Below are 22778 nucleotides of genomic sequence, written 5' to 3' on the forward strand. Positions count from 1 at the left end.
CCCGAATCGGGCACGGTCACGGTCGGGACGGCCGCCGACCTGGAGGTCTGGACGATCACGGCGCGCCGCGCCGTGTGGACGTCCGGTACGACACCCGAGGGGCCCATCGACTGCGTCGTGCAGGTGCGCGCTCATGGCGGACTCGCGCCCGCCCGTGCCACGCCTGTCGTCGTCGACGGTGAGCCCGGTATCGAGATCGCACTGAGCGAACCGCTGACCGGCGTCGCTCGTGGTCAGGCGGCCGTGCTGTATCTGCCCGACGCCGAACGCGGCGACCTCGTCCTCGGTTGCGGGCGGATCTCCGCGACCAGCGCAGCGCCTGCGGTCGCGTCGAGCGCTCGGTGAGCACACCCGACCACTCGGCCGACGCTCTGCCCGCCGGTGTCGGTACCGGTATCGGCTCGATGCCCGGCACCGACGCCCGCTCTGCGGCCGCCATCGTCAACGGTGAGCTCGACTTCGCCCACCTCGTCGAACTGCCCGGTCGTGGGCTGGGAGCCGACATGATCGGGCGAATGGCGGCGATTCTCGTCGACCTTCCGATGGACACCGGCACGTGGGGTTACCGGTTGGCGCAGCGTCCGTCGCGGCTCACCAGGCGCGCGACAGACCTGCTGCACGAAGATCTCGACATGGTCGAAGAGATTTGGGAGACAGCGGGTTTCGTCGGTTCCGGTCGCCCGTTCAAGGTTCAGGTGGCCGGACCGTTCACCACGGCCGCATCGGTGGAACTGCGGGGTGGGCACAAGGTGCTGGCCGATCGCGGTGCTGTCCGTGACGTGGTGGCCTCCTGCGCCGAGGGGCTGCGCGAGCATGCCGGCGAGGTGGCTCGCCGGCTCGGCGCGCATGTCGTCGTGCAACTCGACGAGCCGATGATCGGCGCGGTGATCGACGGTGCCGTCAAGCCGTTGACCCGATTCGATGTCCTGGACGCGATTCCTGTGGCCGAGGTCGCGGAGTCGCTGCGTGAGCTCATAGACGTCGTCGGCCGACCGACGATCTTCCACAACTGCAGCGCGCCGCGGTGGGATCTGGTGCAGCGACTGCCCGGTGTGGCGTTGTCCGCCGACCTGAGTGCGCCCACCGCCCGCGACCTCGACGGTATCGGCGCCCTGATCGACCGTGGCGACACGCTGCTGGCGGGCGTGGTGCCCGCGGTCTCGTCGGACCGACGAGTGCACTCCGACGCGGTCGCCACGTCACTCGCCGCGCTCACCGATCGGGTCGGTCTTAATCGAAAAGTACTGGCGCAGAACGTGATCGTGACACCCACGTGCGGCCTTGCGGGTGCATCGGAGTCGTGGTCGAAACAAGCACTGGCGGTCAGTGCACAGGCCGGGCATCTCCTGGCCACCGACCCCGACGCCCTCTGACCTCGTCGACCGGGCGTCCCAAACCCCGTTGGCTGGGCGTCGGAAATCGTTGACAGTGCGTCCCAAAACCGTTGACTGGGCGTTTCGAACCGTTGACTGGGCGTTTCAGTCGGCGTCGAGCTTGGCGACGCTGCGCTTGGGTGCGATCTGTCGATAGCTCGCATCGAGTAGTTCGGCCACCTCGGTCCAGTCCATCCGGGGTTTGAGGAGCAGTCCCAACCACCCGTACGGACCGAGGTACGCGGGCATGAAGAACCGCGGATCTTCTTCCAGTGCTTGACGTTCCGACTCGTCGGGGATGAACAGGATGCTCTGGTCGTGGCGCTCCTTGCTGCCCCTGACGCTGCCCCCGTAGTTCGCGAACATCTTGCCGCAGCGGAATGTCGGCCGTCCGTGTGCGACGACTTCGGTGGCGTCGGGGAGTGCAAGCGCTATCTCGCGAACCCGGATGAGGCACGGGTCATTGTCGTCGAACATGATCGGGTGCGGCATGCCACGACGATAGATCGGTTCGATCGGGCTGTCAGGCCCCTCCGATAGGCTCGGTTTTGTGGCAGACGAACCGGCATTGGATGACACGGACCTACGTGAGCAGTGGTCGACGCTCGCCGACGAGATCCGCGAGCATCAGTTCCGCTACTACGTGAAGGACGCGCCGGTCATCACCGACGGTGAGTTCGACGTCTTGCTGCGTCGCCTCCAGGATCTCGAGGACAATCACCCCGAGCTCGCAACCCCCGATTCGCCGACCAAGCTGGTCGGTGGTGGTTTCTCCACGGCATTCACTCCGTCGGACCATCTCGAGCGAATGATGTCGCTGGACAACGTCTTCGACGCCGACGAGATGCGCGCGTGGGTCGAGCGGGTCGACGCCGACGCGGGTGCGCAGGTGGAGTTCCTGTGTGAGCTCAAGATCGACGGGGTCGCGCTCGCGCTCGTCTACGAGAACGGCGTGCTGGTGCGCGGCGTCACCCGCGGCGACGGACGCACCGGTGAGGACGTCACGCTCAACGCACGCACCATCGACGACATCCCACAGCGCCTCACCGCCTCCGATGAGTACCCGATACCCGACGTGCTGGAGGTGCGTGGCGAGGTCTTCTTCCGGGTCGAGGACTTCGAGGCACTGAATGCGTCACTGGTTGCCGACGGCAAGGCCCCGTTCGCGAATCCGCGCAACTCGGCTGCCGGGTCGCTGCGTCAGAAGAATCCGCAGATCACGGCGCGTCGCAGGCTGCGGATGATCTGTCACGGCATCGGGCACACCGAGGGCTGGCGTCCCGAGTCGTTGCACGACGCGTACCTGGCGCTCGGCGCATGGGGTCTCCCGGTGTCGACACACACCACCAAGGCGTGCGGGGTAGGCGAGATCTTGGACAAGATCGCCTACTGGGGTGAGCACCGGCACGACGTCGAGCACGAGATCGACGGCATCGTGGTGAAAGCCGACGACGTCACCGTGCAACGACGCCTCGGTTCGACGTCTCGCGCGCCACGATGGGCGATCGCCTACAAATACCCGCCCGAGGAGGCGACGACGAAACTGCTCGACATCATGGTGGGTGTCGGCCGCACCGGTCGGGTCACCCCGTTCGCGGTGCTCGAACCTGTACTGGTCGCCGGGTCCACGGTGTCGCGGGCCACGTTGCACAACCAGTCCGAGGTAAAGCGCAAGGGTGTCCTGATCGGTGACACGGTCACCATCCGCAAGGCCGGTGACGTCATCCCCGAGGTGCTCGGTCCCGTCGTCGACCTCCGTGACGGGTCGGAGCGTGCGTTCGTCATGCCTGACAAATGTCCGGAATGCGGTGCGCCGCTTCGGCCGGAGAAGGACAGCGACGTCGACATCCGGTGTCCCAACCAGGAGACCTGCCCGGCGCAGTTGCGGGAGCGGTTGTTCCACCTGGCGGGGCGCGGTTCCTTCGACATCGAGGCCCTCGGCTATGAGGCGGCCGCGGCATTGCTCACCGCCGAGGTGATCACCAACGAGGGCGACCTCTTCTCCCTCACCGCCGACGATCTCTCCCGCACAGAGCTGTTCACCACCAAGGCCGGCGCGCTCTCGGCCAACGGCAAGCGCCTGCTCGCCAACCTCGACAACGCCAAAAAGGTTCCACTGTGGCGGGTGCTGGTCGGATTGTCGATTCGACACGTGGGGCCGACGGCGGCGCGGGCGCTGGCCACCGAATTCGGTTCGCTCACCGCGATCGAGGATGCCGACGTCGAGCAGCTTGCCGGTGTCGAGGGGCTGGGAACGACGCTGGCACAGAGCATCCACGATTGGTTCGAGGTGGACTGGCATCGGAAGATCGTCGAAAAGTGGCGTGCCGCAGGGGTATCCATGGAAGACGAGCGCGACGAGTCGATCGCGCGGACGCTCGAGGGCAAGACCGTCGTCGTGACCGGCTCACTACAGGACTTCTCCCGTGACGGGGCGAAAGAAGCGATCCTGCAACGTGGCGGGAAGGCGTCGGGCTCGGTGTCGAAGAAGACCGATTACGTGGTTGTCGGCGATTCACCGGGCAGCAAGGCCGCCAAGGCCGAACAACTCGGCGTTCCCGTCCTCGACGAGGACGCGTTCAAGCAACTGCTCGAGACGGGAGAGGCGCCGGCGGTCGAACAATGACCGGCCGACTGTGCACGGTCAACGCTTTGGGACGCCCGGTCAACGGATTCCGACGCACAGTCAACGGTTTTCGACGCCCAGTCAACGAGGTCAGGAGAGCGCGTCGGTGAACGCGCGATACGCCCGGCCGTCGAACAGCACGAACCGCACTTCGGTGACGTCGGTATCGGTGGCGCGCACGGTGTGGACGGCCTTGCGTGCGCCGTCGTCGATGGGCCAGCCGTACACACCGGTCGAGATCGCCGGGAACGCAACCGTCGTGGCGCCGAGTTCGTCTGCGACACGCAGGGATTCGCGATAGCAGGAGATCAGGGTGGCGGACCTGTCCTCAGTCGTGGAATGCACCGGCCCGACGGTGTGGATCACCCATCGGGCTTCGAGGTCGCCCGCAGTGGTCGCAACAGCGTGCCCGGCCGCCAGGCCGTCGGGATAAGTGTTGGCGCGCAACTGCTTACACTCAGCAAGAATCTGCGGCCCGCCGCGACGGTGGATGGCGCCGTCGACTCCACCGCCCCCGAGCAATGACGAGTTGGCGGCGTTGACGATGGCATCGGTGGACTCCGAGGTGATGTCACCTTGGACCAGAACGATCTCGGTCATGCCTCCATCTGTAGCAGAGCCATCCGGAAATCGGACTCGGTGTGCGGAATCCATAGGGCTTGAACCGGTACGAGCGGTGCCGGGGTCAGGTCCACCACCACAGCGCGTCCTCCGTGGACCGGTCCGGCTTCGTCGGTGACAAATGCGCACGCATCACCATCGCGGAGCACTGCTGTCGACGGTGGTGTCCCCTGGATGGGGTTGACGCGAACTCGCGGCTCGAAACCGCTTCTGCGGCAGTGAGATATGAGGAAATCGGTGTAGAACGACTGATGCTCGGGTGCCCACACCATGATCGGGTGTGGTGTGAGGTCGGTCATCGTGAGCTGCGCGCGACCAGCGAGCGGATGACGTGACGACACCGCGATGCGTAGGCGGTGGTACGTGATGATGGCCGATGCGAGTTCGGGGGGCGTCGACACGCCCCGACGAAGGATGAGGTCGAGACTGCCGGAGAGCAGTGCATCGCGGAAATCGTCTGGAAACACCTGCCGGGCGGTCACGGACCGGTCGCCACCGTGGTCGAGCGCGGACTCGATGAGCGCATACACTTCGGCTCCGGACAATGCCGGTGAATGTCCGATGACAAACGGCTGCCGTGCGCCGGCCGCCACCTGCTTTACGTCGCGTGCCAGCGCTGACGTGCCAGACAGAAGGGGTCGTGCGCCCACATACAGAGCGCGGCCGGCCGGGGTCAACTCGAGATGCCGCCGTGACCGATCGAACAGTTCGACACCGAGATCACGTTCGAGTGTGCGTATCGCTGCCGACAGCGCCTGCTGCGTGACAAACACCTTGGCCGCTGCTGCTGCGAGCGTCGGCTCCTCGGCGACGGCGACGAACTGTCGCAGCCGTCGGGTGTCGAGCGCGTCATTTCCGCCCAGAGAGAGATGGTCATCAGCCACATACAAACTGTAATTGATCAAAGACCAAATGAGTTCGTTGGTGTTTGTTTTGTTCTGCTCCTACTTTCGATGAGGACACACCCATGCGATTCGAAGGAGCGACATGACACAGGCAGGAACGCGCGCTGACGCGCATCGGACCAACGCACCCCTCACCGGGAAGGCCGCAGTGGTCGCGGCGGGTGCGAAGAACCTCGGCGGACTGATCTCTACTCGGCTCGCCGCGCTCGGTGCCAACGTCGCGATCCACTACAACAGCGACGCCACACGTGTCGACGCCGAGAAGACGCAGGCGGCGATCAGCGAGGTCGGGTCGAAAGCGATCCTCGTTCAGGGCGATCTGACCGTACCGGCCAACAACACCGCCCTCTTCGACGCGGCCTCAGAGGCCTTCGGCGGAGTGGACATCGCGATCAACACCGTCGGCAAGGTTCTGCGCAAACCGATCGTCGACACCACCGAGGCCGAGTACGACACGATGTTTGACGTCAACGCCAAGGCGGCGTACTTCTTCCTGCAGAACGCAGGCAAGCGACTGAACGACAACGGATCCATCATCACCATCGTGACCTCGTTGCTCGCTGCCTACACCGACGGCTACTCCACGTACGCCGGTGGGAAGAGCCCCGTCGAGCATTTCACCCGTGCAGCTTCAAAGGAGTTTGCGGAGCGTGGTATTCGAGTGAACAACATCGGTCCGGGTCCGATGGACACCCCATTCTTCTACCCACAGGAGACGCCCGAGCGAGTGGAGTTCCATAAGTCGCAGGCGATCGGAAATCGACTCACCACCATCGAGGACATCGCGCCGATCGTCACATTCCTGTGCACCGACGGCAGTTGGATCACCGGTCAGACACTCTTCGCCAACGGCGGCTACACCACACGCTGATCGACTGACAGCCAAGGAGATTGAGACACCATGACCGATAAACTCCCAGCCGTGGTACAGGCATCCATCGACGCCACCAACGCCGGTGACCTCAAAGCGTTTCTTGCGACCTTCGATGCGGACGGAGCAGTCGACGATTGGGGCCGGGTCTTCGTGGGAAACTCGGCGATAACCCGGTGGAGCGACAACGAGTACGTCGGCAAGAATGTGACGCTCGATGTCACGTCCGTGACCACGAACGGCGCCGAGACCATCGTGATCGCACAGGTGGGCGGTGATGGGTTCAACGGGCTGTCGACGTTCACCTATAGCGTCGTCGGCTCGATGGTCGCTCGGATGACCATTCGCGAATGAGTGCCGCGGACTTCAGTTCTCGGCGCGCAGCACCGTGCTGACGATTCCGGCGAGATAGCCGAGGCGGGCGATCTCCGACGGCCGGAAATCGGGTCCGCCGATCCGTCCGAGCAGAATGGCCTTTCCGCTCGAACCCAGCGGGGCGGCCGCCATGCGGGTGTCCATGTCCTGCCACGCTTCTGGCACCCAATCGGCGTCCGGATCCAACTGTTCTGCCCGATTCAGGGGCAGCCAGTCGGCGCGGGTCAGGGGAGTCTCGGGCGCGCCCGAACTGCCGAACAACTGTAGGACACCGCCGCCGACGCCCTGCGTGAGGATCATCGCCCACGACACGCGCAATACGCGCGGCGCCTGATCGACCAGAACCTGCAGCCGGTCGGTTGCGGTCGTGGCCACCTGATCGACGAGTTCGAGCTCGCGGTGGGTGTCGAGCACACCCGAGTACGGCCGGATCGAATCCACCCGCACACCCTTCACCTTCTCGGCGGCGGTGATCAGGCTGTCCGGCAGTGCGCCGCGTGCGACCTCGACCACGAGGTCGTCGACGGCGTAGCCCTCGCCGCGCTCGACGACCTCCAGCGACAGGATGTCGGCGCCGACGGAACCGAGTTGCACGGCGAGCAGCCCGAGGCTGCCCGGCCGGTCCTGGAGATACACCCGAAGCAGGTATGACACGTGCGACATTCTCGCACCCGGCTGTGACGGGCGCGTTGCGAGCATCCCGCGGCCCCGTCCGTCGGGGCTACCGTGGGTGGGGTGACCGATCATCCGGAACTCGATGGTGTGCACCACGTCACACTTTCCGTCAGCGACCTCGACACCACCATCGAGTGGTACACGCGAGTGCTGGGATATCGGGAGGGGCTGCGCGTCGAGCGGGACGGCGTCGGCAAGGCCGTGCTGACCCGCGATGACTGCGTCACCATCAGCTTTGTGGCACACGGTGATTCTGCGGTCGACGGACTGTTCGACGAGCACCGGGCAGGTCTCGATCATCTGGGGTTCGCGGTCGCAGACCGTGCCGAGCTCGACCGCTGGATCGAGGTCCTCGACACCCACGGCATCGGTCACAACGAGCCGGTGCGCGGTTTGTGGGGATGGGTGGTCTCGTTCCGCGACCCCGACAACATCGCCCTGGAGTTCTACACACGGGAGTGAGTGCTCGGCGTGACGTTGTGCGGATCGTCGTGCTCCCGAGACCGATCGACGCGAGGATGGCGGTATGTCCGACCACGATCGAGCCCCACAGAATCTCGACGATGAGCCGTCGCACGTCACCACCTCGGTCGCGCGACGGATCACACCCGGCCGCGAGCACGAGTTCGTGACCTGGACCGACGCGGGCATCGCGCTCGCCCGGACATTTCCCGGGTTCCTGGGCGGCGGCTGGTTGCGCAACTCCCGCATCGACGACGAGTACTACGTGGTCTACCGGTTCGCCGACGAACTGAGCATGGATGAGTGGCAGCGATCACCGGTACGCAAGGCCTGGTTGTCGCGTGGCGAGGGGGTCGCGGCGGAATACGCGACCCACCGGCTGTCCGGCATCGAGGGGTGGTTCGAGCCCCAGCACAATCTGACGAACGCCGTTCGGGTGCAGGGTGACCCGCCGGCGAGATGGAAACAGGCGATCACCATCTGGCTGGGCTTCTTCCCGATGTCGCTGGCCATCAACTACGGTGTCGTCGCGCACCTCGGTGACCTGCCGCTCGCGGCGAAGACGCTTGTCGCGACGGTCATCAACACCCCGCTGATGGTCTACTTCGTGTTGCCCTGGCTGACCGCGCGACTCAAGAGATGGCTGACGTGACAGCCCTCGCCTCGGGTGGCGGGAGCGCGTCGAGTCGCCTCCCATAGGCTGGAGGGCATCACGACGCGCCCGCGAAAGGATGAACTGGTGGCCGGTGAACCGAAGTCCATTTCCCGCGAGGAGGTCGCGCACCTTGCGCGGCTGTCGCGTCTGGATCTGACCGCGGACGAACTCGATGTGTACGCCGAGCAGTTGGATTCGATCCTCACCCACGTCGCGCAGGTGTCCGAGGTGGCCGCCGAGGATGTGCCGGGCACCGCCCATCCCGCGGAACTCGCCAACGTGCTCCGCCCGGACGTCGTGGTACCCGGACTCACCACCGAGCAGGCGTTGTCGGGTGCGCCGGCCGTCGAACAGGACCGGTTCGCGGTCCCGCAGATCCTGGGGGAAGAACAGTGAGCACCGACACTCGCGCTGCCGGAGAACTGACCGGGCTCACCGCAGCCGAACTGGCCGGCAAGATCGCTTCGCGCGAGGTGTCGTCGGTGGAGGTCACGCAGGCGCATCTGGACCGGATCGCCGAGATCGACGATCAGCTTGGCGCGTTCCTGCACGTCAGCGGTGCGCAAGCGCTGGTTGCGGCCAAGGCCGCCGACGACGCGATCGCGTCCGGCGACGCACCGTCGGCGCTGGCCGGGGTGCCCATCGCGCTGAAGGACGTCTTCACCACCCTCGACGCCCCGACCACGTGCGGTTCGAAGATCCTGGAAGGGTGGGTGCCGCCCTATGACGCCGCCGTGACCGAGCGTCTCCGCGCGGCGGGCATCCCGATCCTGGGCAAGACCAACATGGACGAGTTCGCCATGGGCAGCTCGACCGAGAACTCCGCCTACCAGGTGACCCGCAACCCGTGGGACACCTCCCGCATCCCGGGTGGCTCCGGTGGCGGCAGTGCCGCCGCGCTGGCCTCCTACCAGGCGCCGCTGGCGATCGGCACCGACACGGGCGGATCGATCCGCCAACCGGCCGCGGTCACTGCGACCGTCGGCGTCAAACCCACCTACGGCACGGTGTCGCGCTACGGCCTGGTCGCATGCGCGTCGTCGTTGGATCAGGGCGGGCCATGTGGTCGGACCGTCCTCGACACCGCTCTGCTGCACTCGGTGATCGCCGGACACGATGCCCGCGATTCGACGTCGATCGATGTTCCGGTGCCCGATGTGATCGCCGCGGCGAAGGCCGGTGCCGAACAGGACCTCTCGGGCGTCCGCATCGGCGTGGTCACCGAACTGCAGGGCGAGGGCTATCAGCCCGGCGTCCTCGAGTCGTTCCGCGCTGCGGTGTCGCTGCTCACCGAGCGCGGGGCCGAGGTGGTCGAGGTCAGCTGCCCGCACTTCACCTATGCGCTCGGCGCCTACTATCTGATCCTCCCGTCGGAGGTGTCGTCGAACCTCGCGCGTTTCGATGCGATGCGTTACGGACTGCGCGTCGGCGACGACGGGTCACACAGTGCCGAAGAGGTCATGGCGATGACCCGGGACCAGGGATTTGGTCCAGAGGTCAAGCGTCGCATCATGATCGGGACCTACGCGTTGTCGTCGGGCTACTACGACGCCTATTACGGGCAGGCGCAGAAGGTGCGCACGCTGATCTCCCGCGACTTCGCGTCGGCGTTCGAGAAGGTCGACGTGCTGGTGTCGCCGACCACCCCGACCACCGCATTTCCGTTGGGGGAGAAGGTCGACGACCCGCTGGCGATGTATCTGTTCGACCTGTGCACGCTGCCGGTCAACCTGGCCGGGATCGGTGCCATGTCGGTGCCGTCGGGACTCAGCGCCGACGACGGTCTGCCCGTGGGCCTGCAGATCATGGCGCCCGCACTCGCCGACGATCGGCTTTATCGGATTGGCGCCTCCTACGAGGCCGCGCGGGGTCCGATCGGCTGACGCCCGTCGCCGGCCGGATAACCGGCGTTCACGCGGGTGTGGTGGAGGCCGCAACGTCGGGCCGGATCGAGACAGATGCCCTAGATTGAGTGTGTTCCATCCGGTCGGCAGGAGGGTCTCACCACAATGGCCAAGAGGTTTGGCATTCTCACGTCCGGGGGCGATTGCCCCGGTCTGAACGCGGTCATCCGCGGAGCAGTGCTCAAGGGCGAGACTGTCTATGGCCACGAGTTCGTGGGATTCAAGGACGGTTGGTACGGCCTGGTCTACGGCGACATCATCGAGCTGGACCGTTCGCATGTGCGCGGTCTCTCCAACCAGGGCGGCACCATCCTCGGCACCAGCCGTTTCGGCCCGTATTCGGAGCCCGACGGCGGTCCGGACAACATCAAGAAGGTGCTCAAGAACCTCGGGATCGACGGTGTGATCGCGATCGGCGGCGAGGGCACCGCGTCGGCCGCCAAGCGGCTCTATGCAGACGGCATCAACATCGTCGGCGTGCCCAAGACCATCGACAACGACATCGACGCCACCGACTACACCTTCGGTTTCAACACGGCGGTGGAGATCGCGACCGAGGCGATCGACCGGTTGCGCACCACGGGCAATTCACACAAGCGTTGCATGGTGCTCGAGGTCATGGGCCGCCACGCGGGCTGGATCGCTCTGCATTCCGGGATCGCCGGTGGTGCGCATGCGATTCTCATCCCTGAGCAAGGGGAGAGCCTCAATCAGATCTGCGCCTGGGTCACCAGCGTCAAGAACCGCGGTCGTGCGCCGATGGTCGTGGTTGCGGAGGGTTTCAAACTCCCGGACATGAAAGAGGAGTACTCGGTCAAGGGTCTCGACGGATTCAATCGGCCGCGGCTGGGCGGGATCGCCGAGGTGCTCGCGCCGCTGATCGAGGAGCGCACCGGTATCGAGACCCGTGCCACGGTGCTCGGCCACATCCAGCGCGGCGGTGTCCCAACCGCTTTCGACCGTGTCCTCGCCACCCGCATGGGGATGGGTGTGGCCGATCTCGTGGCGGAGGGCGGCTGGGGGCAGATGGTCGCACTGCGCGGCACCGACATCGTGCGCATCACCTTCGACGAGGCGCTCGGCGAACTGAAGCGGGTCCCGCAGGACCAATACCAGGAGATCCGCGTCATCTTCGGATGAGGGTCAGCTGCTGAAGGATCCGTCTGGTGTAGGCGCGTCGATCACTGTCGTCTCCGGGCTGGTTCGTACGGGTTCGCGCGGGATGACGAGCCACAGCGCCAAATACACCAGCACCTGAGGTCCCGGGAGCAGGATCGATACGACGAAGAGCGCGCGCACGAGTGTGGGGTCGAGGTCCCATCGTGCTGCGATGCCGCCGCACACCCCGCCGAACCACGCGTCCGTACGTGAACGGGTGAGGCGCCGCTCGGGCGCAGAAGTGGGCGCAGTGTTGACGGGCGCGATTGTGCTGGTCATGGTCGGGTCTCCTGGTTCGGTGGCTTGTACGTCATCTCCGACGCTACGAAGGGAGGCCTTCGGGGCGCATCGGTGATCACCCTGAACATCCACCCGGGAATTCGCCGCATAAACTGTCAGCCATGACTGCCGCCGCCGCCGAATTGCTGGACTACGACGAGGTCATCGCGGAGTTCGACCCCGTGATGGGCCTCGAGGTGCACGTCGAACTGGGTACCGCCACCAAGATGTTCTGCGGGTGCCCGACGGCCTTCGGCGCCGAGCCGAACACCCAGGTGTGCCCGGTGTGCATCGGACTGCCCGGGTCGCTGCCGGTGGCCAATGCGAAGGCCATCGAATCCGCCATCCGGATCGGGCTCGCATTGAACTGTTCGATCCGGCCGTCGAGTGTATTCGCGCGGAAGAACTACTTCTATCCCGATCAGCCGAAGAACTACCAGATCTCGCAGTACGACGAGCCGATCGCCTACGACGGGTACCTCGACGTCGTTCTGCCCGACGGCACCGAATGGCGCGTGGAGATCGAACGTGCGCACATGGAAGAGGACACCGGCAAGTCGCTGCACATCGGTGGGTCGACCGGGCGTATCCACGGAGCGAGTCATTCGCTGCTCGACTACAACCGCGCGGGTGTTCCGTTGGTGGAGATCGTGACCCGACCCATCGAGGGTGCCGGCGAACGCGCACCCGAGGTGGCACGGGCCTACGTCACCGCGCTGCGCGACCTGCTCAAGGCGCTCGACGTCTCGGATGTCCGCATGGATCAGGGCTCGTTGCGCTGCGACGCCAACGTCTCGCTGATGCGCAAGGACGCAACGGAATTCGGTACCCGCACCGAAACCAAGAACGTGAACTCCCTCAAGAGTGTGGAGATCGCGGTGCGTTACGAGATGCGTCGCCAGGCCGCGGTGCTGCTCGCCGGTGGTGAGGTGATCCAGGAGACCCGGCACTTCCACGAGACCGACGGCACCACGTCACCGGGTCGGCGCAAGGAGACGGCCGAGGACTACCGCTACTTCCCGGAGCCCGATCTTCCTCCGGTGCAACCGGATTCGGCGTGGATCGCCGAGCTGGCCACCACGCTGCCGGAACTGCCGTGGCTGCGTCGGGCCCGCATCCAGCAGGAGTGGGGAGTGTCCGACGAGGTCATGCGTGACCTCGTCAACGTCGGCGCGGTGGATCTGATCATCGCCACCGTCGACGCGGGCGCGGCTCCCGAGGCCGCCCGCGGCTGGTGGGTGTCTTTCCTTGCGCAGCAGGCCAATGCGCGTGAGACGGAACTCGCCGATCTGGCCATCACCCCGGCCCAGGTCGCCGAGATCATCGGCCTGGTCGACGACGGCAAGCTCACCACCAAGCTGGCCCAGCAGGTCGCGACCGCCGTGCTCGACGGCGAGGGCGAACCGGCGCAGATCGTCGCCGACCGCGGACTCGAGGTCGTGCGCGACGACTCGGCGCTGCAGAAGGCGGTCGACGACGCGCTGGCCGCCAATCCCGACATCGCCGAGAAGATCCGCGGCGGCAAGGTTGCGGCGGCCGGCAAGATCGTCGGCGACGTCATGAAAGCGACTCGGGGACAAGCCGATCCCGCCCGCGTCAAGGAGCTTGTGCTCGCCGCCTGCAGCTAGGCAACCCCCGCCCGCCGAGCGCGAGAACAGGTGCCGAGTTGGAGAACGCGAGTGCTGCAGCACTCGCGTTCTCCAACTCAACTCGAGTTCTCGCGGCTTGACGCGGGACGTGGCCAGGAGTCACGTGCGGTTGTCGGCTCCCGCGCCGCCCTGGATGACGGCCACCCGGTCGTCGGTCGGCACGGGCCGGCCGTTCTCCTTGTTGACCGTCGCGAACTGGATCAGGCCGTTCGGAAGTGCGGCCATGCGGCCGAGTGCGCCATAACGGCGTTCGAGGACCACCACCGGCGCCGTGATGGTCGGTCGTTCCCGGGTGGGTTCGTTGACGGCCTCGATGCGCTGGGTGCGGGTGGTCGACACGTAGATGCTGCCGGCCGCGGCCGCACATCCGGCGATCTTCGGCTTGTCCGTCCACGTCCACAACACCTTGGGCCCGGAATCCTCGATGGCTTGCAGGCGATCCTCGGTGGCGGTCTGGTCGGCGGCATAGAGCGCGCCGGTAGCCGGGTTCGGACAGAGGGCGACCGACGACCCGAATCCCGAGGCCAGGATCTTCGGCGGCGGGTTGGCGCCTGAACTGAGCGAGGTGACGAGCAGGATCTTGCCCGCCAGCGACGACGGATTGCTCGCCGACGCCGGACTTCCCGCGTTACCGGTCGCGACGACCAACTCGTTGGGCGACCGGAAGTACATCGAGCCCATGTTGCCCGTCGCGCCCTTCGGGATGCCGACCAGGATCGGCTTGGCCACGTCGCCCGGGGCGAGTCGGACGATCCGGTTGTCCGAGGGCGTGGTGATGAACGCGTAGATCAGCCGGTCCTGCGAGTAGGTGGGTGAGAACGCGAAGTCGATCAGCCCGCCGTCGCCCGATGCGTCGACCGGCACCGAACCCAACTCACGATGCGGTCCGTACTTCTGCTGCGCGATGATCTTGCCGGTGGTGCGCTCGGCGATCACCGCCGACTGGCCGCTCTCGTCGCCCGGCGCGATCCCGCCGGTGGATTCCAGGCACGTCGCGATCACCGACGGATCGGGATCGATACATGGACCGGTCGGCGGTTGCTGAGGTTGTGGCGACGGCGGTGGCGTCTGCGTCGGAGGTGGGGGATTCGGGTTGTTCGAACTGAACGGACCCGCCGCCTTCTGCTGATCCTGGGCGCTGAAGTCGGCGCAGCCACTCACCGCGATCGTCACCGCCACAAGACCGGTCACCACCGCTCGCCATCGACCGACCGGCGCGCCGACGTACCCCCGCCGGTGCCGACTCGTCCGCCGCCCCTTACGCATGCCGTCCACAGTAGTGGTGCCGATGCGGTGGACCGGAGATCGGCTGGTCCGACTCACCCGGCTGCGCCTGGCGACCACGGCGACGCCAACCCCTTAGAGTCGGAATGGTGAGCGAACGTGACAAGTCGACAAACGGTCCGACCAGTCCGTACGACGAGCCGACGGGCCAGATCGACCTTCCCAGGACACCGCAACCGGGCCGTGTCGCACCACCACCGAACCGCGACGACTTCTACGAGCGGCATGCGAGACGGTCACCCGCGCAGGTGTCGCGGGTCGACGACTTGGATGACCTCGACCCTGGCGACGTGGAAACGCGCCCGACGCCCAGTGCTCCGAATACCGCGCCGCAGACCGGTTCGCCTCAGACCGGTTCGCCTCAGACCGGTTCGCCGCAGACCGGTTCGCCACAGACCGGTTCGCCACAGACCGGTTCGCCACAGACCGGTTCGCCACAGACCGATCCGCTGCCGGTCGATCGCGGCGTCCCGGACGAGCAGACGGCGGTCATCGAACGGCCACCGGTCGTGGCGCGTCCCGACGCCGCGCCTGCGCGTGCCGAACCGACACGAGTCACCGCCGGCGACGAACCGGGCGGGCCCGACCGAAACGCGTCGCGAATCACCGATCCGGTAGGGGTTCGGCGTCGCACGCCCGACTCGACTCCCGAGCCCGACACCAGTCCGACGGAGGCTTTCGCGGCGCGTCGTCCCGCCGCCGACGCCGAGGCGACGGCGAACGAGACCCGGCCGCTGGTGTCGGAATCCGACGCCGAGCCACCTGCGTCCGACGCGACGGCCGACGATCTCGACGAAGCCAAGGCGAAAGCCCGTCGCGGCACCCTCGACCTCGGGCTGCTGTTGCTGCGGGTTGCGGTTGGCGCGGTCGCGCTCGCGCACGGACTGCAGAAGCTCTTCGGCTGGTGGAGCGGTCCGGGACTGAGCGGGTTCGAGGACATGCTCGTCAACTCGGCCAACAGCAGCATCGGGTTCAATCCCGACTTCGCGAAACCGCTGGCCATCCTCGGTGCGCTGTCGGAGACGCTCGGTGGGGCGATGGTGATCTTGGGGCTGCTCACACCGGTGGGTGCGTCGGCGATCCTGGGCACCATGCTGATCGCCGCCGCCTACAAGACCACCTTGGCCGGAGGCTTCTCGTTCTTCGCTGCCGTCGGCGGCGTCGAGTACGAGCTCACCCTGGCCGTGGCGGCCGCGGTCATCATCCTCACAGGCCCAGGCCTGTACTCACTGGACTTTCCCTACGGATGGGCCAGACGACCGTTCATCGGATCGTTCCTGTGGCTCATTGTGGGAATCGGTGCGGCAGCGCTCATCTGGATCTTGTGCAACGGCACCAACCCGCTGTCGTCACCGGGTAACCCTGGCGGCTGAGGCCGGGAATCCCGGCTGGTGAGATTCGCGTTGTCGTCTCAGCAGCCCTTCGAGGCTCGCAAGCTCGCACCTCAGGGATCGGGGGATGGCTCTTCCTGAGCAGGGGATGGCTCTCGGCTCGCCTCAGGCGCGGTATTCGCCGGCTCAGTCGACCTGGCGAACCGCACCGCGGTCCGCGGAGGTCGCCAGCTTCGCGTAGGCGCGTAGCGCTGTGGTGACCGTGCGCTGGCGGTCCACCGGCTGCCACGGGTGCTCGGAGGCTTCCATCTTGGCCCGCCGCTCGGCGAGCACGTCGTCGGGCACCTGAACTTCCAGCGTCCGCGTCTTGACGTCGATGAGGATCGGGTCACCGTCTTCGACGAGTCCGATCGCGCCGCCGGATGCGGCCTCGGGGGACATATGCCCCACCGACAGGCCCGACGATCCGCCGGAGAAGCGGCCGTCGGTGATCAGGGCACACTTCTTGCCCATGCCGGTGCCCTTCATGAACGCGGTCGGGTGCAGCATCTCCTGCATGCCGGGACCGCCGGACGGTCCCTCGTAGCGGACCACCAGCACCTCGCCGGCCTGGATCTTCTTGGACAGGATGACCTGGACGGCTTCTTCCTGGCTCTCCACCACGCGGGCCGGGCCCTCGAAGTGCCACAGGTCCTCGTCGATGCCGGCAGTCTTGAGGACCGCGCCGTCGGGGGCGAGGTTGCCGCGCAGCACGCACAGGCCGCCTTCGACGGTGTACGCGTGCTCGAGGTCGCGGATGCAGCCGCCCGCGGCGTCGGTGTCCAGCGAACTCCATCGGTTGGCGGTGGAGAACGGCGTCGTCGTGCGCACGCCGCCGGGAGCAGCATGGAACAGCTCGACCGCCGCGTCGATGGCCTTGCCACCGCGGATGTCCCAGTCGTCGAGGAAGTCCGCGATCGTCGGCGAATGGACGGTCGACGCGGTGTCGTCGATGAGACCGGCGCGTCGCAATTCACCCAGGATCGCCGGGATGCCACCGGCCCGGTGGACGTCTTCCATGTGGTAGTCGGAGTTGGGCGACACCTTGGACAGGCACGGCACGTTGCGGCTGATCTCGTCGATGACGGCGAGATCGAAGTCCTCGACCTCGCCCTCCTGTGCTGCCGCAAGGATGTGCAGGACGGTGTTGGTCGAGCCGCCCATCGCCACGTCGAGTGCCATGGCGTTGCGGAATGCGGTGGCCGACGCGATGTTTCGTGGCAGAACCGACGCATCGTCGTCGCGGTACCAGCGTGTCGCGGCCTCGACCACGACGCGGCCCGCACGCTCGAAGAGTGCGTGGCGTGCTTCGTGGGTGGCCAGCGTGGAACCGTTGCCGGGCAACGCAAGTCCCAGTGCCTCGGTCAGGCAGTTCATCGAGTTGGCGGTGAACATGCCCGAACACGAACCGCAGGTGGGGCAGGCGGAACGTTCGACCTCGGACAGCCCTTCCTCGTCGACGGCGCTGTTGGCCGACGCGGAAATGGTGGTGATGAGGTCCGACGACGGGTGGGCGACGTCCCCGACCACCACCGCCTTGCCGGCCTCCATAGGGCCGCCGGAGACGAAGACGGTGGGGATGTTCAGCCGCATCGCGGCATTGAGCATTCCGGGAGTGATCTTGTCGCAGTTGGAGATACAGACCAGTGCGTCCGCCGTGTGGGCGTTGACCATGTACTCCACCGAGTCGGCGATGATCTCGCGACTCGGCAGCGAGTACAGCATCCCGCCGTGTCCCATGGCGATGCCGTCGTCGACGGCGATGGTGTGGAATTCACGTGGCACTCCACCGGCCGCCTTCACCGCGTCGGCGACGATCTCGCCGACGTCCTTGAGATGGACGTGGCCGGGCACGAACTGGGTGTACGAGTTCGCGATGGCGACGATCGGCTTGCCGAAGTCGTCGTCGGTCAGTCCGGCTGCTCGCCAGAGCGATCGCGCTCCGGCAGCTTCGCGGCCGACGGTGGTGGTGCGTGATCTCAGGGCAGGCATGGTTCCTCGATCTGATCGGCGTGCGGTGGTGCAGTTGGCTGGTGATTCGACCCGATGCCGATGACACCGGATGCCACCACAACGTCGAAAGCCGACGGTGTTATTTCATGCCCGACCCGGTTGTGGTGAATGCGGCGAGGTGGCGTTGTGGCCGAGTCTTGCTGCGTTGCTACAGGTCAGCGTACTCCGCTGCCGCTAGGGGCTTCAAAAAAGGCTCAGCTGTCGGCTTCGTCGGCCGCTGCGAACGGGTCCGGGATTCGGCCACGGCTCGCTGCCGACAGGCGGGGCAGATCGTGGAATCCCACCGCGGGAAGGCGCACCCGCTCGCCGTCGGAGGTCACCGCGCGCACGGCGCTCCACCGGGGGAATTGCAGGCCCGCGATATCGGTCCAGGCGACCGCTGCGCTGCCGAAGGTACCGACCGCGGTCAACCCGTCCTCGGTGACGACGGTGCGCAACCGGTGGATCCACACCGCAAGGACGACCGGGATGGCGAGCGTCCAGCCGAGCCAGACCAGGGAGGTGCCGGCCAGGATGATGCACACGATCGCCACCATGGGAACCGTGAAGTAGGCGACCCGGTTCAGGCGAAACACTGCGGGCAATTCGACGCGATCCTCGGCGCTCCCCGATGCGTCAGAATCGGCGGGCGAGGTGGTCTCCGGATCGGTCGGTGAATCTGTCGGCACGCCTTCATTGTGCCAACCCGCGCTGTGTGCCATCCCGGCAGGTGCGGCCCCACCTGTGTGTTCTCACGATATGAGACGCAACGGTCCGGAGTTTGACTCACGACTACACGCGGTCATACCGTGAATGCGTGATGAAGAACGGGACTCTCGTAGTAGTAATCGGCTGGCGCGTCGCCTGACCGGTCACAGACGAGACCCCACTCAGCATCGACGCGCCACCCTCGAACAGCGAAGCTGTCGGGGGTTTTTTCTTGTCACCAGCAAATGAAGATCGACAACCAGATGAGGATCGTGCAGTGAGCGCACCAACAGCACGCACCGACGCCGGCCGCAGTGAGCCGGATCGCAATGCAGGAGCCCGGCAACAGTCGCCCGCGGGAGGAAATCTCCGTGCGGTAGGGCAGCACACCGTCGCCCCCGAGCGGGTCAGCGGTGCGCAGTCGGTGGTGCGCTCGCTCGAAGAACTCGGCGTCGAGATCGTCTTCGGCATTCCCGGTGGAGCCGTGCTCCCCGTCTACGACCCGCTGCTGGATTCCAAGAAGGTCCGCCACGTCCTGGTGCGCCACGAGCAGGGTGCCGGTCACGCTGCGACCGGCTACGCGCAGGTTGCCGGACGCGCCGGGGTCATGATGGCCACGTCCGGTCCCGGTGCCACCAACCTGGTGACACCGCTGGCCGACGCCCAGATGGACTCGGTCCCGGTGGTCGCGATCACCGGTCAGGTCGGACGCGCGCTGATCGGCACCGACGCCTTCCAGGAGGCCGACATCTCCGGTATCACGATGCCGGTCACCAAGCACAACTTCTTGGTGAGCAATGCCGCCGACATCCCGCAGGTCATCGCCGAGGCGTTCCACATCGCCGAAAGCGGCCGCCCGGGTGCGGTTCTGGTCGACATCCCCAAGGACATCCTGCAGGCGCAGACCACCTTCTCGTGGCCGCCGCAGATCGATCTGCCGGGCTATCGGCCGGTCACCAAGCCGCACGGCAAGCAGGTTCGTGAGGCCGCTCGCCTCATCAACGCGGCCTCCTCGCCGGTGCTCTACGTCGGTGGCGGCGTGATCAAGGCCAACGCTTCGGCCGAACTGCTGGAACTCGCCGAGTTCACCGGCATCCCGGTGGTGACGACGCTGATGGCGCGCGGTGCCTTCCCCGACAGCCATCAGCAGCACCTCGGCATGCCCGGCATGCACGGCACCGTCGCCGCGGTTGCCGCCTTGCAGCGCAGCGACCTGCTCATCACCCTGGGTGCCCGATTCGACGACCGCGTGACCGGCCAGTTGGCGTCGTTCGCACCCAACGCCAAGGTCATCCATGCCGACATCGACCCCGCGGAGATCGGCAAGAACCGGCACGCCGACGTGCCGATCGTCGGCGACTGCAAGGCCGTCATCACCGAGCTGACCGAGACCCTGCGCAACGAGCGGGCGACCAGCGGCGAGGGTGCGGACATCTCCACCTGGTGGCGCTACCTCGACAACATCCGTCGTACCTATCCGCTGAGCTACGACCGTCAGACCGACGGTTCGATGTCGCCGGAGTTCGTGATCTCCCAGATCGGGAAGATCGCCGGGCCCGACGCGGTGTACTGCGCCGGCGTCGGCCAGCATCAGATGTGGGCCGCGCAGTTCATCTCCTACGAGAAGCCGCGCAGCTGGCTGAACTCGGGTGGCCTGGGCACCATGGGCTACGCCGTCCCGGCGGCGATGGGCGCCAAGATGGCCGACCCCGACGCCGAGGTCTGGGCGATCGACGGCGACGGGTGCTTCCAGATGACCAATCAGGAACTCGCGACGTGTGCGATCGAGGGCATCCCCATCAAGGTCGCCGTGATCAACAACGGAAACCTGGGCATGGTCCGGCAGTGGCAGACCCTGTTCTACGAGGAGCGCTACTCCAACACCGACCTCGCCACGCACTCCCGGATGATCCCGGACTTCGTGAAGCTGTCGGAAGCGTTGGGCTGCGCGTCATTCCGCGTCGAACGTGAGTCCGACGTCGACGAGGTCATCGCCAAGGCCCGCGAGATCAACGACCGCCCGGTGGTGATCGACTTCATCGTCGGCAAGGACGCCCAGGTGTGGCCGATGGTCGCCGCCGGCACCGGCAACGACGAGATCATGGCTGCCCGCGACATCCGGCCGCTGTTCGACGACGACGAATCCGCGTCGGACCCGGTCGACATCCACGAAACCATGGAGAAGTCCGATGCGGCGGCTCCCAACCAGAAGGACGAGCAGTGAGCACCACCCACACCCTGAGCGTGCTGGTCGAAGACCGGCCAGGCGTGCTGGCCCGCGTGTCGGCGCTGTTCTCCCGGCGAGGGTTCAACATCGAGTCCCTGGCCGTCGGGCCCACCGAACTCAAGGGCATCTCGCGGATGACCATCATGGTCAGCGTCGAGGACTTCCCGCTCGAACAGGTGACCAAGCAGCTCAACAAGCTGATCAACGTCATCAAGATCGTCGAGCAGGATCCGGCTGCGTCGGTGTCGCGTGAGCTGATGATGGTCAAGGTGCGGTCGGACGCGACCGTGCGCACCGAGGTCATCGAGGTGGTGAACCTGTTCCGCGCCAAGGTGATCGACGTGTCACCCGAGTCCCTCACCATCGAGGCGACCGGCACCGCGGAGAAACTCGAGGCACTGCTGCGGATGCTGGATCCGTACGGAATCCGCGAGATCGCACAATCGGGAGCGGTCGCGCTGGGTCGGGGACCCAAGAGTATGTCGGCACACCGCTGACCGACTGCACAGAAATTTAGACAGTCCCGTTGGGTGACAACGAGTCTCCGGGGACACCACATATGAAGGGAATCAACTGTGGCGATCGAACTGTTCTACGACGACGACGCCGATCTGTCGATCATCCAGGGTCGCAAGGTCGCGGTCATCGGCTACGGCAGCCAGGGGCATGCGCATTCGCTGTCGCTGCGTGACTCGGGTGTCGATGTCGTCATCGGCCTGCGCGAGGGCAGCAAGTCGCGCGAGAAGGCCGAGGAGCAGGGGCTCAAGGTCCTCAGCGCATCCGAGGCGGCGGCGTGGGCAGACGTCATCATGATCCTCGCGCCGGACACCAGCCAGGCCACGATCTTCACCGAGGACATCGAGCCCAACCTGAAGGACGGCGACGCCATCTTCTTCGGGCACGGCCTCAACATCCACTTCGACCTGATCCAGCCGGCGGACAACATCACCGTCGCGATGGTCGCCCCGAAGGGGCCCGGACACCTCGTGCGCCGTCAGTTCGTCGACGGCAAGGGCGTCCCGTGCCTCATTGCGGTCGACCAAGACCCCAAGGGCGAGGGCCAGGCGCTCGCGCTGTCCTACGCCAGTGCCATCGGCGGCGGCCGTGCCGGAATCATCAAGACCACGTTCAAAGAAGAGACCGAGACCGACCTCTTCGGCGAGCAGGCCGTGCTCTGCGGTGGCACCGAGGAACTGGTCAAGACCGGCTTCGAGGTCATGGTCGAGGCCGGGTACGCCCCGGAGATGGCCTACTTCGAGGTGCTCCACGAGCTCAAGCTGATCGTCGACCTCATGTACGAGGGCGGCATCGCGCGCATGAACTACTCGGTGAGTGACACCGCGGAGTTCGGCGGCTACCTGTCGGGCCCGCGGGTCATCGACGCCGACACCAAGGAGCGCATGCGCGGCATCCTGCGCGACATCCAGGACGGCACCTTCGTCAAGCGCCTCGTCGCCAACGTCGAAGGCGGCAACAAGGAACTCGAGGGCCTGCGCAAGCAGAACGCCGAGCACCCCATCGAGGTCACCGGCAAGAAGCTGCGCGACCTGATGAGCTGGGTCGATCGCCCCATCACCGAGACCGCCTGATCGAAACAAAAAAGTTGCCCTTTGACTCGCGAGTCAAAGGGCAACTTTTCTGTTT

The 22778-nt window shown here is 66.2% G+C and carries 23 protein-coding genes; 15 read left to right on the forward strand and 8 right to left on the reverse strand.

Features of this window, described 5'->3' with window-relative positions:
* A partial coding sequence (locus ABZW74_RS13755) for an aminomethyltransferase beta-barrel domain-containing protein (protein ID WP_355276841.1) occupies positions 1 to 345 on the forward strand: 345 nt, incomplete at its 5' end.
* The gene (locus ABZW74_RS13760) at positions 342 to 1373 is read left to right on the forward strand and encodes a vitamin-B12 independent methionine synthase (protein ID WP_355276843.1); all 1032 of its coding nucleotides are present in this window, start codon (positions 342 to 344) and stop codon (positions 1371 to 1373) included. The genes ABZW74_RS13755 and ABZW74_RS13760, both read left to right, overlap by 4 nt.
* A gap of 105 nt (positions 1374 to 1478) precedes the next feature.
* Here the strand turns inward: ABZW74_RS13760 and ABZW74_RS13765 are convergent, their stop codons facing one another.
* Complete coding sequence (locus tag ABZW74_RS13765) at positions 1479 to 1865, reverse strand: MmcQ/YjbR family DNA-binding protein (RefSeq protein ID WP_240857513.1); 387 nt, start codon at positions 1863 to 1865, stop codon at positions 1479 to 1481.
* A 58-nt stretch (positions 1866 to 1923) separates the two neighbouring features.
* Between ABZW74_RS13765 and ligA the strand changes: the two genes are divergently transcribed.
* The gene (gene ligA, locus ABZW74_RS13770; protein WP_240857514.1) at positions 1924 to 3999 is read left to right on the forward strand and encodes an NAD-dependent DNA ligase LigA; all 2076 of its coding nucleotides are present in this window, start codon (positions 1924 to 1926) and stop codon (positions 3997 to 3999) included.
* Between the two features lie 90 nt (positions 4000 to 4089).
* Here ligA and ABZW74_RS13775 read toward each other — a convergent pair whose 3' ends face one another.
* Both ABZW74_RS13775 and ABZW74_RS13780 read right to left on the reverse strand, forming a co-directional pair.
* Entirely contained in the window at positions 4090 to 4599 is a 510-nt protein-coding gene (locus ABZW74_RS13775; protein WP_240857515.1) for an O-acetyl-ADP-ribose deacetylase, read from the reverse strand.
* Complete coding sequence (locus tag ABZW74_RS13780) at positions 4596 to 5504, reverse strand: LysR family transcriptional regulator (RefSeq protein ID WP_240857516.1); 909 nt, start codon at positions 5502 to 5504, stop codon at positions 4596 to 4598. Before ABZW74_RS13780 ends, ABZW74_RS13775 begins: the two co-directional genes overlap by 4 nt.
* 103 nt (positions 5505 to 5607) lie before the next feature.
* On the opposite strand from ABZW74_RS13780, the gene ABZW74_RS13785 reads away from it, so the two are divergent.
* Positions 5608 to 6396, forward strand: coding sequence for an SDR family oxidoreductase (locus tag ABZW74_RS13785; RefSeq protein WP_240857517.1), 789 nt, complete (start codon positions 5608 to 5610; stop codon positions 6394 to 6396).
* Between the two features lie 30 nt (positions 6397 to 6426).
* Positions 6427 to 6750 (forward strand): nuclear transport factor 2 family protein, encoded by a 324-nt coding sequence (locus tag ABZW74_RS13790; protein ID WP_240857518.1) that lies wholly within the window; start codon positions 6427 to 6429, stop codon positions 6748 to 6750.
* Positions 6751 to 6762: 12 nt separating this feature from the next.
* Here the strand turns inward: ABZW74_RS13790 and ABZW74_RS13795 are convergent, their stop codons facing one another.
* A complete protein-coding gene (locus ABZW74_RS13795) occupies positions 6763 to 7434 on the reverse strand; it encodes an amino acid-binding protein (RefSeq protein WP_355276846.1) in 672 nt (223 codons plus the stop codon).
* 72 nt (positions 7435 to 7506) lie between these two features.
* On the opposite strand from ABZW74_RS13795, the gene ABZW74_RS13800 reads away from it, so the two are divergent.
* The 5 genes from ABZW74_RS13800 to ABZW74_RS13820 all read left to right on the forward strand — a co-directional run bounded on the left by ABZW74_RS13800 (position 7507) and on the right by ABZW74_RS13820 (position 11607).
* Positions 7507 to 7908 (forward strand): VOC family protein, encoded by a 402-nt coding sequence (locus ABZW74_RS13800; protein ID WP_355276848.1) that lies wholly within the window; start codon positions 7507 to 7509, stop codon positions 7906 to 7908.
* A gap of 64 nt (positions 7909 to 7972) precedes the next feature.
* Positions 7973 to 8560, forward strand: a complete 588-nt coding sequence (locus ABZW74_RS13805) for an antibiotic biosynthesis monooxygenase (RefSeq protein ID WP_240857521.1) — start codon at positions 7973 to 7975, stop codon at positions 8558 to 8560.
* 87 nt (positions 8561 to 8647) lie between these two features.
* Positions 8648 to 8959, forward strand: coding sequence for an Asp-tRNA(Asn)/Glu-tRNA(Gln) amidotransferase subunit GatC (gene gatC, locus ABZW74_RS13810; RefSeq protein WP_240857522.1), 312 nt, complete (start codon positions 8648 to 8650; stop codon positions 8957 to 8959).
* Complete coding sequence (gatA, locus tag ABZW74_RS13815) at positions 8956 to 10446, forward strand: Asp-tRNA(Asn)/Glu-tRNA(Gln) amidotransferase subunit GatA (protein ID WP_355276851.1); 1491 nt, start codon at positions 8956 to 8958, stop codon at positions 10444 to 10446. The genes gatC and gatA overlap by 4 nt, the downstream gene beginning before the upstream one ends.
* A gap of 126 nt (positions 10447 to 10572) precedes the next feature.
* A complete protein-coding gene (locus tag ABZW74_RS13820; RefSeq protein WP_240857524.1) occupies positions 10573 to 11607 on the forward strand; it encodes a 6-phosphofructokinase in 1035 nt (344 codons plus the stop codon).
* Between the two features lie 3 nt (positions 11608 to 11610).
* On the opposite strand, the gene ABZW74_RS13825 is transcribed toward ABZW74_RS13820, so the two are convergent.
* Entirely contained in the window at positions 11611 to 11904 is a 294-nt protein-coding gene (locus tag ABZW74_RS13825) for a PspC domain-containing protein (protein ID WP_240857525.1), read from the reverse strand.
* A gap of 122 nt (positions 11905 to 12026) precedes the next feature.
* Here ABZW74_RS13825 and gatB point away from each other — a divergent pair, with 122 nt between their 5' ends.
* On the forward strand, positions 12027 to 13532 hold the full coding sequence (gene gatB / locus ABZW74_RS13830; RefSeq protein ID WP_240857526.1) for an Asp-tRNA(Asn)/Glu-tRNA(Gln) amidotransferase subunit GatB: 1506 nt from the start codon (positions 12027 to 12029) through the stop codon (positions 13530 to 13532).
* 120 nt (positions 13533 to 13652) lie between these two features.
* Here the strand turns inward: gatB and ABZW74_RS13835 are convergent, their stop codons facing one another.
* Positions 13653 to 14819 carry a PQQ-dependent sugar dehydrogenase gene (locus tag ABZW74_RS13835; RefSeq protein WP_240857527.1) on the reverse strand — a complete coding sequence of 389 codons (1167 nt, stop codon included), beginning with the start codon at positions 14817 to 14819 and terminating at the stop codon, positions 13653 to 13655.
* 104 nt (positions 14820 to 14923) lie between these two features.
* Here ABZW74_RS13835 and ABZW74_RS13840 point away from each other — a divergent pair, with 104 nt between their 5' ends.
* Positions 14924 to 16210 carry a DoxX family membrane protein gene (locus tag ABZW74_RS13840; RefSeq protein WP_355276854.1) on the forward strand — a complete coding sequence of 429 codons (1287 nt, stop codon included), beginning with the start codon at positions 14924 to 14926 and terminating at the stop codon, positions 16208 to 16210.
* A gap of 144 nt (positions 16211 to 16354) precedes the next feature.
* Here ABZW74_RS13840 and ilvD read toward each other — a convergent pair whose 3' ends face one another.
* Together ilvD and ABZW74_RS13850 are read right to left on the reverse strand one after the other, a co-directional pair.
* Positions 16355 to 18199: a dihydroxy-acid dehydratase gene (ilvD, locus tag ABZW74_RS13845; protein WP_355276856.1), complete on the reverse strand. Its 1845-nt coding sequence runs from the start codon at positions 18197 to 18199 to the stop codon at positions 16355 to 16357.
* Between the two features lie 215 nt (positions 18200 to 18414).
* Positions 18415 to 18888, reverse strand: a complete 474-nt coding sequence (locus ABZW74_RS13850) for a PH domain-containing protein (RefSeq protein WP_240857530.1) — start codon at positions 18886 to 18888, stop codon at positions 18415 to 18417.
* Positions 18889 to 19184: 296 nt separating this feature from the next.
* Between ABZW74_RS13850 and ABZW74_RS13855 the strand changes: the two genes are divergently transcribed.
* The 3 genes from ABZW74_RS13855 (at position 19185) to ilvC (ending at position 22723) form a co-directional block, all read left to right on the forward strand.
* Positions 19185 to 21131 carry an acetolactate synthase large subunit gene (locus tag ABZW74_RS13855; RefSeq protein WP_240857531.1) on the forward strand — a complete coding sequence of 649 codons (1947 nt, stop codon included), beginning with the start codon at positions 19185 to 19187 and terminating at the stop codon, positions 21129 to 21131.
* Positions 21128 to 21631 carry an acetolactate synthase small subunit gene (gene ilvN / locus ABZW74_RS13860; RefSeq protein ID WP_240857532.1) on the forward strand — a complete coding sequence of 168 codons (504 nt, stop codon included), beginning with the start codon at positions 21128 to 21130 and terminating at the stop codon, positions 21629 to 21631. The genes ABZW74_RS13855 and ilvN overlap by 4 nt, the downstream gene beginning before the upstream one ends.
* 78 nt (positions 21632 to 21709) lie before the next feature.
* The gene (gene ilvC, locus ABZW74_RS13865; protein WP_355276859.1) at positions 21710 to 22723 is read left to right on the forward strand and encodes a ketol-acid reductoisomerase; all 1014 of its coding nucleotides are present in this window, start codon (positions 21710 to 21712) and stop codon (positions 22721 to 22723) included.
* The last annotated feature ends 55 nt before the right edge of the window (positions 22724 to 22778 follow it).

Source organism: Gordonia sp. NPDC003585 (assembly GCF_040610755.1).
Taxonomy (GTDB): Bacteria; Actinomycetota; Actinomycetes; order Mycobacteriales; family Mycobacteriaceae; genus Gordonia.

What these genes read in the sequence shown, in the direction of transcription:
- ABZW74_RS13765 (WP_240857513.1), bottom strand. Translation starts at nt 1,865, where the DNA reads ATGCCGCACCCGATCATGTTCGACGACAATGACCCGTGCCTCATCCGG.
- ABZW74_RS13775 (WP_240857515.1), bottom strand. Translation starts at nt 4,599, where the DNA reads ATGACCGAGATCGTTCTGGTCCAAGGTGACATCACCTCGGAGTCCACC.
- ABZW74_RS13785 (WP_240857517.1), top strand. Translation starts at nt 5,608, where the DNA reads ATGACACAGGCAGGAACGCGCGCTGACGCGCATCGGACCAACGCACCC.
- ABZW74_RS13790 (WP_240857518.1), top strand. Translation starts at nt 6,427, where the DNA reads ATGACCGATAAACTCCCAGCCGTGGTACAGGCATCCATCGACGCCACC.
- ABZW74_RS13795 (WP_355276846.1), bottom strand. Translation starts at nt 7,434, where the DNA reads ATGTCGCACGTGTCATACCTGCTTCGGGTGTATCTCCAGGACCGGCCG.
- ABZW74_RS13805 (WP_240857521.1), top strand. Translation starts at nt 7,973, where the DNA reads ATGTCCGACCACGATCGAGCCCCACAGAATCTCGACGATGAGCCGTCG.
- ABZW74_RS13820 (WP_240857524.1), top strand. Translation starts at nt 10,573, where the DNA reads ATGGCCAAGAGGTTTGGCATTCTCACGTCCGGGGGCGATTGCCCCGGT.
- ABZW74_RS13825 (WP_240857525.1), bottom strand. Translation starts at nt 11,904, where the DNA reads ATGACCAGCACAATCGCGCCCGTCAACACTGCGCCCACTTCTGCGCCC.
- gatB (WP_240857526.1), top strand. Translation starts at nt 12,027, where the DNA reads ATGACTGCCGCCGCCGCCGAATTGCTGGACTACGACGAGGTCATCGCG.
- ABZW74_RS13835 (WP_240857527.1), bottom strand. Translation starts at nt 14,819, where the DNA reads ATGCGTAAGGGGCGGCGGACGAGTCGGCACCGGCGGGGGTACGTCGGC.
- ABZW74_RS13840 (WP_355276854.1), top strand. Translation starts at nt 14,924, where the DNA reads ATGGTGAGCGAACGTGACAAGTCGACAAACGGTCCGACCAGTCCGTAC.
- ilvD (WP_355276856.1), bottom strand. Translation starts at nt 18,199, where the DNA reads ATGCCTGCCCTGAGATCACGCACCACCACCGTCGGCCGCGAAGCTGCC.